Annotated in this window: 10 protein-coding genes and 1 rRNA gene; all 11 read right to left on the bottom strand. The window is 70.0% G+C overall.

Translation table 11 applies throughout. From position 1 onward, the window contains the following. On the bottom strand, positions 1-1,139 hold a 1,139-nt coding region (locus IE312_RS00055; RefSeq protein ID WP_229898766.1), incomplete at its 3' end, for a DNA polymerase IV. 68 nt (positions 1,140-1,207) lie between these two features. Continuing rightward, positions 1,208-1,891, bottom strand: coding sequence for a MerR family transcriptional regulator (locus tag IE312_RS00050; RefSeq protein ID WP_189977024.1), 684 nt, complete (start codon positions 1,889-1,891; stop codon positions 1,208-1,210). Positions 1,892-2,153: 262 nt separating this feature from the next. Further along, a complete protein-coding gene (locus IE312_RS00045; protein WP_026253112.1) occupies positions 2,154-2,627 on the bottom strand; it encodes a bifunctional nuclease family protein in 474 nt (157 codons plus the stop codon). Positions 2,628-2,713: 86 nt separating this feature from the next. Beyond that, on the bottom strand, positions 2,714-3,451 hold the full coding sequence (gene ftsR / locus IE312_RS00040) for a transcriptional regulator FtsR (protein ID WP_189977022.1): 738 nt from the start codon (positions 3,449-3,451) through the stop codon (positions 2,714-2,716). A gap of 46 nt (positions 3,452-3,497) precedes the next feature. Next, a complete protein-coding gene (locus IE312_RS00035) occupies positions 3,498-4,328 on the bottom strand; it encodes a zinc-ribbon and FHA domain-containing protein (protein ID WP_189977020.1) in 831 nt (276 codons plus the stop codon). 190 nt (positions 4,329-4,518) lie between these two features. Then, complete coding sequence (locus IE312_RS00030) at positions 4,519-5,406, bottom strand: DUF881 domain-containing protein (protein WP_189977018.1); 888 nt, start codon at positions 5,404-5,406, stop codon at positions 4,519-4,521. Positions 5,407-5,411: 5 nt separating this feature from the next. Beyond that, positions 5,412-5,744, bottom strand: coding sequence for a small basic family protein (locus IE312_RS00025; RefSeq protein WP_003988855.1), 333 nt, complete (start codon positions 5,742-5,744; stop codon positions 5,412-5,414). Beyond that, positions 5,741-6,589 (bottom strand): DUF881 domain-containing protein, encoded by an 849-nt coding sequence (locus tag IE312_RS00020; protein ID WP_189978166.1) that lies wholly within the window; start codon positions 6,587-6,589, stop codon positions 5,741-5,743. Before IE312_RS00020 ends, IE312_RS00025 begins: the two co-directional genes overlap by 4 nt. Positions 6,590-6,779: 190 nt before the next feature. Beyond that, complete coding sequence (locus IE312_RS00015; RefSeq protein ID WP_189977016.1) at positions 6,780-9,275, bottom strand: mannose-1-phosphate guanyltransferase; 2,496 nt, start codon at positions 9,273-9,275, stop codon at positions 6,780-6,782. Between the two features lie 113 nt (positions 9,276-9,388). Continuing rightward, entirely contained in the window at positions 9,389-9,997 is a 609-nt protein-coding gene (clsA, locus tag IE312_RS00010) for a cardiolipin synthase ClsA (protein WP_189977014.1), read from the bottom strand. A gap of 107 nt (positions 9,998-10,104) precedes the next feature. Further along, positions 10,105-10,181 (bottom strand): 5S ribosomal RNA (gene rrf, locus IE312_RS00005); the annotation flags it as partial.

The following is a 10,181-nucleotide window of genomic DNA, read 5'->3' as shown; positions in this document are numbered from 1 at the left end:
GCCCGCTCCGGCCGCTCCGCGACGGCCTCGGTGACGGCCTCCTCCGGCGGCTGTGCCGCCCGCGGGGGCATCGCCTGCGCGAACAGGTCCTCCTGCGTGTAGTCGGCGAGCCCGGACACCCCCACCCCGAGCAGCCGCACCCCACCCGTGGTGTCCACCGAGTCCAGCAGCCGCGCGGCCGCCCCCCCGATGACCGCCGGATCGTCCGTGGGCCCCCTGAGCGTCTCGGAGCGGGTCAGCGTCGAGAAGTCGTACCGCCGTACCTTCAGCACGATCGTCCGCCCCGACAGCCCCGCCTCGCGCAGTCTGCGCACGCACCGCTCGGCCAGTCGCTGCACCTCGAGCCCCACCCGCAGCCGGTCGTGGATGTCCACGTCGTACGTGTCCTCCACCGACACCGACTTGGCCTCCCGCTCGGCCACCACGGGCCGCTCGTCCCGGGCCAGGGCCATCGCGTACAGCGCGTGCCCGTGCGCCTTGCCGAGCAGCCGCACCAGCTCGTCCTCCCCCGCCTCGGCCAGCTCCTGCACCGTGGTGATCCCGGCCCGGCGCAGATGGTCCCCGGTGGCCGGTCCCACCCCCGGGAGGGTCCGCACCGGCATCGGCCCCAGCAGCGCCCGTTCCGTGCCCGGCTCGATCAGGAACAGGCCGTCCGGCTTGGCCTGCTCGGACGCGATCTTCGCCAGCATCTTGGAGGCGGCCAGCCCCACCGAGCCGGTGAGCCCGGTGACCGCCCGGATGTCCGCGCGCAGCTTCTCCCCGGCCCGCCGCGCCGAGTCCTCGTCCCAGGCCGTCCCCCCGGCCTCCAGGTCGACGAACGCCTCGTCCAGGCTCAGTGGCTCCACCAGCGGTGACAGCTCCCGCAGCAGCGCCATCACCTGCTCGCTGACCGCCCGGTACAGGGTGAAGCGCGGCACCAGGTACGCGGCGTGGGGTGCCAGCCGGCGCGCCTGGCCCATGGGCATCGCCGAGTGGACCCCGAACACGCGTGCCTCGTACGACGCGGTGGCCACCACCCCGCGCGGTCCGAGCCCGCCCACGACGACCGCCTTGCCGCGCAGGCTCGGCTTGGACGCCTGCTCCACCGAGGCGAAGAAGGCATCCATGTCGAGATGCAGGATCGTGGGCGCGTTTCTCACATCTCCGATGCTGCACCACACCACTGACAACGCGGTGGTGCCGGGGCGCCCCCGCGGCGGCCCGGCGGTCAGACCGCCCGGTTGCGGCGCCGCGCCAGCTCGTCCGCGGGGTTGTGCCCGACGAGCGTCTCGCCGGTGTCGATGCGCTCGCCGTGCAGCTGGGAGAGGGCGCTTTCCACGTCGCGCCACACCACGCCGACGGCGATCCCGAAGATGCCCTGACCGCCCTGGAGCAGGGCGTGGACCTCGTCCGGCGAGGTGCACTCGTACACGGTCGCGCCGTCGCTCATCAGGGTCATCCGCTCCAGGTCGCGGAAACCGCGTTCCCTGAGGTGCTGGACGGCGGTCCGGATGTTCTGCAGCGACACCCCGGTGTCCAGGAACCGCTTCACGATCTTCAGGACGACGACGTCGCGGAAGCTGTACAGCCGCTGGGTGCCCGATCCGTGGGCGGGCCGCACGCTGGGCTCCACCAGACCGGTGCGGGCCCAGTAGTCGAGCTGCCGGTAGGTGATGCCGGCCGCCGCGCAGGCCGTGGGCCCGCGGTAACCGATCTCCTCGGACGCCATGGCCGCCACCCCTCCGCCGTCCGGCACCGCCGTCGGCAGCTGCGGAGCGTGATCCACCGCGCTGCCCGGATGGGGGTGTCCCCCGCCTGAGCGCAGTCGCGGGCTCGGGGGCGGGTACGGACCGCTCTCCCCGAAACTGCGTCCGGGGGCACCCCCAGCCGTACCGTCGCCGCTCGTTCTCACGCCGACCTCCGTCCTTGACCTGCCTTCTCGACGGTAGGCAGTCACCAGGGGTGCGTCAACGATCGCCACACTCGGCACGCCGAGTGATAATCACCCTAGGAGTGGTTTCTCGTGTCCCACCGCGGGGAAAGGCTAGCCGAATGCGCTCGCGGAGGGCCGGAGACGCTCTCGGCGGACACGGGCACATGCCGAGGTCACGGTCACCTGGAGCCGCCGGCCGGCCCGTGGGAATCCCGGGTCCGGCGGACCGCGGCCCCGCGGCTCACTGGCTGCTGGTGCCGAAGTCCTCGGGGGAGATCTGGTCGAGGAACTCGCGGAACTTCTCCACCTCGTCCTCCTGCTCGTCCGGGATCGCGATGCCCGCGTCGTCCAGCACCGTGTCACTGCCGTAGATCGGCGTTCCGGTGCGCAGGGCCAGCGCTATGGCATCGGAGGGGCGGGCACTGACCTCCACCCCGCTGGCGAACACCAGCTCCGCGTAGAAGACACCTTCCCGCAGATCGGTGATGCGCACTTCGGTCAGCTCCTGGCCCACGGCCTCCAGCACGTCCTTGAACAGGTCGTGCGTCAGCGGTCGCGCGGGGGCCATGCCCTGCTGGGCGAAGGCGATCGCCGTCGCCTCCCCCGGCCCGATCCAGATGGGGAGGTAGCGGTCGCCCCCCACTTCGCGCAGGAGCACGATCGGCTGGTTGGAGGGCATTTCGACCCGGACACCTACGACATCGAGCTCGTTCACACAGCAACCCTAGGCCGTGCCCGCGACGTTTGGGTAGTCGGGCCGGGAACAGGTGCCCGATCCGGCCGTCCGCGGGGCCCGCCGTCTCAGGGCAGCCGCACGCCCAGGGCGGCCTGCACCAGCGCCGCGTGCAGCTTCACCGTGAGGTCCGCCAGCTCCTTGGCACGGGCCTCGGCGTGGGCCCTGGTCTGCGGATTGCGGTGCCGCCTGAGCGGGGCCACCACCTGGTCGACCAGCCCCGCCTCCCGCTCCGCCGCGGCCTTCATCACCCGAAGGTGGCGTGGCTCGATACCGAACCTGCCCAGCTCGGCGACGAGCGAGGCCACCGTCACGGCCTCGGCGTCGTACGCCCCGTCCGCCAGCGGAGCGAGCAGCCCGTAGACCTCCCACTCCGCCAGCTCCTCCTCGCCGATGTCCGCCGCGGCCAGCAGCTCGGCCCTGCCGATCCTGGCCACCGTGCGCCCCTCCGGCTGCGCCGGGACGTCGTCCGCGGTGCGCTGGCGCCCCACCACGGGCAGCGGGACGGCCTCACCCCGCTCCATGGCGTCCAGGTGCTCCCGGATCACCTTGAGCGGCAAGTAGTGGTCCCGCTGCATCCGAAGGACGTGGCCGAGGCGCTCGACGTCCGCGGCACTGAACTTGCGGTACCCCGACGGGGTCCGCTGCGGCTCGATGAGCCCCTCCGACTCCAGGAAACGGATCTTGGAGATGGTCACTTCGGGGAACTCGTCGCGCAGCACGTTCAGCACCGTGCCGATGCTCATCAGCCCACTGTCCCTGGCGGCGGTACCGCTTCCGGCACCGCCGCTCGGTGTTTGAAGCATGGACCTTCCCTGGGGGGTCCCCCCGGACACCGGTCCGGGGGGACGGTCAGATGCCCTGCCGGCTCGCGTGGAACACCAGCCGGTACTTGCCGATCTGCACCTCGTCACCGTTCGACAGGGCGACCTGGTCGATGCGCTCGCGATTGACGTACGTGCCGTTCAGGCTGCCCACGTCCGCCACCGTGAAGGAGCCGTCGGGGGAACGCCGGAACTCCACGTGCCGCCGCGAGACGGTCACGTCGTCCAGGAAGATGTCGCTCTGCGGGTGGCGGCCGGCCGTGGTCAGGTCGCTGTCCAGCAGGAAGCGGCTGCCCGAGTTCGGGCCGCGGCGCACCACCAGCAGCGCCGAGCCCAGCGGCAGCGCGTCCACCGCGGCCTGAGCCTCCGGGGAGAGCATCGGCAGCTGCGTCTGGCCGGTCGCCTCGGAGTCGTACGCCTCCAGACCGGAGATCGAGATGGTGGACGTCGTCTCGGAAGCCCGCTCGGGCGCCACCCCGGGGCGCAGCGGCGCCCCGCAGTTGGAGCAGAACCGGGCGTTCTCCGCGTTCCGGTTACCGCACCTCGTACACACCAGGACCGACATCGACGGATCCTCCTGCCGCGGCTGCCCCGCCGGGGCGTTGGACGCGTACGGTCCGGAGGCGAACCCTCCACCCGTACCTGAGGTTGACGGTTGCCCGAAACCTATGCCGCCGGACTGGGCAGGGTCAACAGACGCCGCGCCCTGACCACCGGAAATGTCACCGCCCGGACCAGCGACCTGGTCCCGGAACAGGGGGCGCTGGCCCTCCGCGTCAGGCTGTGCACGATGACGAGCGGTCGCGTTGTCGCGGCCCTCTCGCGCGCTCTTGCCGAACAACTTCGCAAACAACTTCACGGGCGATTCCCCTTGACCGAAACAGACCCGCCCGTGGGGCAGGACGAACCCTGATTGCCTACACCGGCCGAGCCGGACATTCTCACAACGTCCGTATCCACCAAACAGTTTCCACCACGCACCACCCCTTCGGTGCGCCGACCCCCCGCAACCTCATGCCCCTGCGCGACAACCCCCATGCACCACCGGTTCACTGGGAGGACGACCGAGCGTAGTCAGGCCGCTTCGCCTGTCGCAAGGCGTCCACGACGATCTTGTCCGACCGCTCGACCGTCACCGTGGCCTGCTCCTTCTCCAGAGTCTGCACCACGCCTCCAGGGATGTTCAGCGCCGGCTCGAGGTCCTGCGGCTTGCCGATGACCTTGAAACGATAGGGAGTGTTGATCTTGTTCCCGTCGACGCTCACGCTCTTGCCGGAGTCGGTGACATAGGTGCCGGCGACCACCCGGACCCCGTTGACCTGGATCGCCTCCGCACCGGCCGCGCGCAGCTCCTGGATCGCGTCGAGCAGCATGTCCGCCTGGACCGTCCCCTTCGTGTCCTCGATCGTCATCGTGATGCCGGGACCCTGCGCCGCCACGGTCCCCGCCAGGATGCCGAGTTGCCTCTCCTTCTCGGCGGTCTGCCTGCGCGCCTCGGCGGCCTGGTCGGAACTTGACTGCAGCTCCTGACGCTGCTTCTCCAGTCCCTGCTTCTCGTCCTCAAGACGCTGAGTACGCGAATCCAGTTCATCGAGGATGCGAACGAGATCTTCCTGGCGTGCGCCGCGCAGCGCGCCGTCGGTGTCACTGTTGGACGCCACCTGCACGGCCAAGCCGAAACCGAGGCCGAACAGCAGTACGGCGACGATGAGTTGAGCGCGCGTGAAACGCGGCGGCCACAGGCCCTCGACGAGCCGCTGCCGGCCCGTCAGCGGTTGCTGAAGCTGTTCCTGGTGCTGCTCGGGGCCCTGCTGCCGGGCCTCGGGCGCGGATGCGGGTGCGGGTGCGGGCACCTCGGCCGGCAGTTCCCTGCGCAGCGGATTCTCCGGCTGACCGTCGCGGTCGTCGCGGTCGTCGCGGTCGTTCTGTTCACTCATCGGTGTCACGCCCGGAACACGTGTCGCCGGATCGCCGCGGCGTTGGAGAAGATGCGGATGCCGAGGACCACGACGACACCCGTGGACAGCTGCGCACCGACGCCCAACTTGTCGCCGAGGAAGACGATCAGCGCGGCGACGACCACGTTGGACAGGAACGACACCACGAAGACCTTGTCGTCGAAGATGCCGTCCAGCATGGCCCGCAGACCGCCGAAGACGGCGTCCAGCGCCGCGACGACGGCGATCGGCAGATACGGCTCGACGACCGCCGGGACCTCGGGCCGGACCAACAGGCCGGCCACGACTCCCACGACGAGGCCCAGTACGGCGATCACGATGTGCCCTTCCCGGTTTTCTCGGACTTCGGTTGTGCTGTACGTACGATCACACTGGGGGCGGCCGGCAACCGGACGTCGCCCTCCGTGGAGATGGTGGCGCGGATGCCGTAGTTCTCCTCCAGCGCATGCAGGTACAGGCCGTCGGCGCCGTTCTGGAACCTGGTGCTCAGCCTGTCCCCGTCACCCACCGCCAGCACCGTGTACGGCGGCACCAGCGGTCTGTTGTCGACCAGTATCGCGTCACCCGCGGCCCTGATCGCGGACAGGGAGGTCAGACGCTGCCCGTTGATGGAGATCGCCTCGGCCCCCGAGGCCCACAGCCCGTTGACCACGCGCTGCATGTCCCGGTCCCGCACGCGGCCCGTGTCGGAGAAACCCGAGGTCTCACGGGGATTGGCCCCGTCGCCGCCGGCGGCGGCCTCCTTGGCGTCGTTCACGACGAGCTTGACGCCCGGCCCGTGCACCGCCGTGGCCCCCGACAGCAGGCCCACCAGGTCCGCCTCGGCGCTGCCGCCGCTCGACCGCAGGGCCGCCCGCTGGCGGGCGCTGACGTCGTCGCGCAGGGTGTCCACGGTGCTTTCGAGCTTGTCCGCGCCCGCGGTCTCGACGTCGATGCGGTCGATCAGCTCCTGGCGCTCCTTGGCCACCACGGGCGCCGTCACCCGCGCCTGGGCCGCCCCCACGGTCACCACCAGCGCGGCCAGGACGAGACCGGCGGCCAGGCCCAGCTTGGCCCGGAGCGTCTTCGGCAGGCCGCCCGCGCCCCGGGACTGCTTGCGGGCTGCGGCCTCGGCATAGCCGTCGTCGAGACTGTGGTCCATGACGTTGGTGATCAACGACATGGAGGCGTCCGGGCGCTGCGGCCGCGTGGGGCTGCTCCGAACGGGGGGTTGCTGCGGCATGCCGCACATCGTCGCACGCCGCGCGCGGTACCTCCGAACGGCCCCACCGGCGTGCCGGACAGGCCCCTTTGGGGGCACTTGTCCGGCACGCGTGTGTGCGGCGGTTTTCTCCGCTCTCAGCCGACCCGGGCTACCGGCCGGCGCTGTCCACGACGGCCGCCCACTCGTCCAGCAGAGCCTGCGCGGAGGCGTCGTCGGGCCCTTCGGCCCACAGGTGGGTCACGGCCTCGGCCGGGTCGGGCAGCACCATCACCCAGCGCCCGTCGGGCTCCACGACCCGCACGCCGTCGGTGGTGTCGACGGAGCGGTCCCCGGCGGCCTCGACCACCCGACGCATGACCAGGCCCTTGACGGCCCACGGCGTCGCCAGGTCGCGCTTGAGGACGTGCGCCCGCGGGATCCGCGCGTCGATCTGGCTGAGGGTGAGCTGCGTCCGCGCCACCAGCCCGATGAGCCGCACGAAGGCCGCCGTGCCGTCGTAGACGCTGCTGAACTCGGGAACGATGAAGCCGCCCTTGCCGTCACCGCCGAAGATGGTGCCCTCTTCGCGCCCCACGCGCGTGAGGTCGTCGGGCGAGGTGGTGGTCCACTCGACCTGCGTGCCGTGGTACGCGGCCACCTGCTCGGCGATCCGGGTCGTGGTGACGGGGAGCGCCACCCGCCCGCTGCGCCGCTCGGCGGCCACCAGGTCCAGCATCACCAGCAGCGCCCGGTCGTCCTCGATGATCCGGCCCTTCTCGTCCACGAGCGACAGCCGCTCGCCGACGGGGTCGAACCGCACACCGAACGCCGCTCCCGAGGACGCCACGATCTCGCCGAGTCGCACCAGCCCCTTCCGGCGCATCTCCTCGGTCTCGGTCGGCCGGGACTCGTCCAGACCGGGATTGATGGTCAGCGAGTCCACGCCGAGCTTGCCGAGCAGGCTGGGCAGCACGAGCCCGGCACTGCCGTTGGAGGCGTCCACGACCACCTTGAGACCGGATTCCGCTATCCCGGTCGTGTCGACGTTCCGCAGCAGCGACCCGGTGTACGAGTCGAAGACGCTGGCCGGGAAGTGCAGGTCGCCGATCTCGCCGGGGAACGCCCGCCGGTACTCCTGGCGCGCGAAGACGCGGTCCAGCTTGCGCTGGCTGCCCTGCGAGAGGTCCGCGCCCTGCCCGTCGAAGAACATGATGTCGACCGAGTCCGGGACACCCGGCGAGGTCCGGATCATGATGCCGCCGGCGCTGCCGCGCGCGGTCTGCTGGCGGGCCACGGGCAGCGGCACGTTCTCCAGGTCGCGTACGTCGATGGCGCTGGCCTGGAGCGCCGAGATCACCGCCCGCTTCAGCGCCCGGGCACCCCGGGAGTGGTCACGGGCCGTGGTGACGGTGGCGCCCTTCTTCAGGGTCGTGGCGTAGGCGCCGGCGAGCCGCACCGCCAGCTCGGGCGTGATCTCCACGTTCAGGATGCCGGTGACACCGCGGGCGCCGAACAGATGGGCCTGGCCCCGGGACTCCCAGATCACCGAGGTGTTGACGAACGCACCGGCCTCGATGGTCTTGAACGGGTACACGCGGACGTTGCCCTGAACGATCGATTCCTCACCGATCAGGCACTCGTCGCCGATGACCGCGCCGTCCTCGATCCGGGCGGCGCGCATGATGTCGGTGTTCTTGCCGACCACGCAGCCGCGCAGATTGCTGTGCTGTCCGACGTACACGTTGTCGTGCACGACGGCCTTGTGCAGGAACGCGCCGCTCTTGACGACCACGTTGGATCCGACGACGGTGTGCTCGCGGATCTCCGCGCCGGCCTCGACCTTCGCGTAGTCGCCGATGTACAGCGGCCCGCGGAGCACGGCGTCGGGGTGCACCTCGGCGCCCTCCGCGACCCACACGCCCGGGGAGATCTCGAAGCCGTCGATGTCGACGTTGACCTTGCCCTCGAGGACGTCGGCCTGAGCCTTCACGTAGCTCTCGTGCGTGCCGACGTCCTCCCAGTAGCCCTCGGCGATATAGCCGTAGATCGGCTTGCCTTCCTTCATCAGCTGCGGGAAGACGTCGCCGGACCAGTCCACGGGCACGTCGGCCTCGACGTAGTCGAAGACCTCGGGCTCCATGACGTAGATGCCCGTGTTGACCGTGTCGGAGAAGACCTGCCCCCAGGTCGGCTTCTCGAGGAAGCGCTCGACCTTGCCTTCCTCGTCGACGATCGTGATGCCGAACTCCAGCGGGTTGGGCACCCGGGTCAGGCAGACCGTGACCAGCGCGCCCTTCTCCTTGTGGAAATTGATCAGCTCGGTGAGGTCGAAGTCGGTCAGGGCATCACCGGAGATGACGAGGAACGCATCGTCCTTCAGCGCCTCCTCGGCGTTCTTGACGCTTCCGGCGGTACCGAGCGGCTTCTCCTCATTGGCGTACGTCAGCTCCATGCCGAGCTCTTCGCCGTCGCCGAAGTAGTTCTTTACGAGGGACGCCAGGAACTGCACGGTGACCACGGTCTCGTTGAGCCCGTGCTTTTTGAGCAGTCGCAGCACATGCTCCATGATCGGGCGGTTCGCCACGGGCAGGAGCGGCTTGGGCATGCTGGAGGTCATTGGACGAAGGCGTGTGCCCTCGCCACCGGCCATCACGACGGCCTTCATGTCGGAAGCGTCCTCCTAAAGAGATGACTGTCTAGCCGACTTCACCCGTCCAAATTGTCCCGCACTTCTCGGCGGCGGGCCATCGGACCACTTTGTCCAGACAAGAGACAGGCTCAATCGGCCACGGTGTCCGCGCGCACCAGACGGCGGACTTGTACTACGTAGAGCACTCCTGCCCACCAATAGAGGGTTGTACCCCATCCGGCGAAAGCCCACCCGAAAACAGCGGCGAGTGACGCGATCCATCTGTCTCCGTCACTGAGCAGCAGGAGCGGGAAGGCGTACATCAAGTTGAAGGTGGCGGCCTTCCCGAGGAAGTTCACCTGGGGCGGCGGATAGCCGTGCCGGCGCAGGATGCCCACCATCACCAGCAGCACCAGCTCGCGCGCCAGCAGCAGGGCCGTGAGCCACAGGGGCAGGATCTCCCGCCAGGTGAGGCCGAGCAGCGTGGACAGGACGTAGAGCCGGTCGGCCGCGGGGTCGAGGAGCCGGCCGAGGCTGCTGATCTGGTTCCAGCGCCGGGCGAGCTTGCCGTCCAGGTAGTCGCTGACCCCGCTGAACGCCAGCACGAGGAGCGCCCAGCCATCGCTCTTGGGGCCGCCGAACTCCGGCCTGAGGATCAACCACAGGAAGAGGGGTACGCCGGCGAGCCGCGCCATGCTGAGGATGTTGGGGATGGTGAGGACCCGGTCCGTCTGGACACGGGTCTCCTGGACCTCCACCCGGGCGCCTCCTGTGCGAAAAGGGCCGACGATGCCCACTGACCTTACCGCAACGCAAAAAAGCTCCGGCTCTTGGGCAGTGCCCAAGAGCCGGAGCTCTAAAAGGAGTTCGGCGGCGTCCTACTCTCCCACAGGGTCCCCCCTGCAGTACCATCGGCGCTGTGAGGCTTAGCTTCCGGGTTCG

The sequence above is a fragment of the Streptomyces capoamus genome, from assembly GCF_014654935.1.
In the GTDB taxonomy this organism is placed as follows: domain Bacteria; phylum Actinomycetota; class Actinomycetes; order Streptomycetales; family Streptomycetaceae; genus Streptomyces; species Streptomyces capoamus.
Note: the sequence above shows the minus strand (reverse complement) of the source record. Positions and strands in the feature narration are given on the sequence as shown.

Excerpts from the sequence above, each read along its gene's own strand:
- IE312_RS00020 (WP_189978166.1), bottom strand. The coding sequence starts at position 6,589 with ATGTCGTTGATCACCAACGTCATGGACCACAGTCTCGACGACGGCTAT.
- ftsR (WP_189977022.1), bottom strand. The coding sequence starts at position 3,451 with ATGCTTCAAACACCGAGCGGCGGTGCCGGAAGCGGTACCGCCGCCAGG.
- IE312_RS00015 (WP_189977016.1), bottom strand. The coding sequence starts at position 9,275 with ATGAAGGCCGTCGTGATGGCCGGTGGCGAGGGCACACGCCTTCGTCCA.
- IE312_RS00030 (WP_189977018.1), bottom strand. The coding sequence starts at position 5,406 with ATGAGTGAACAGAACGACCGCGACGACCGCGACGACCGCGACGGTCAG.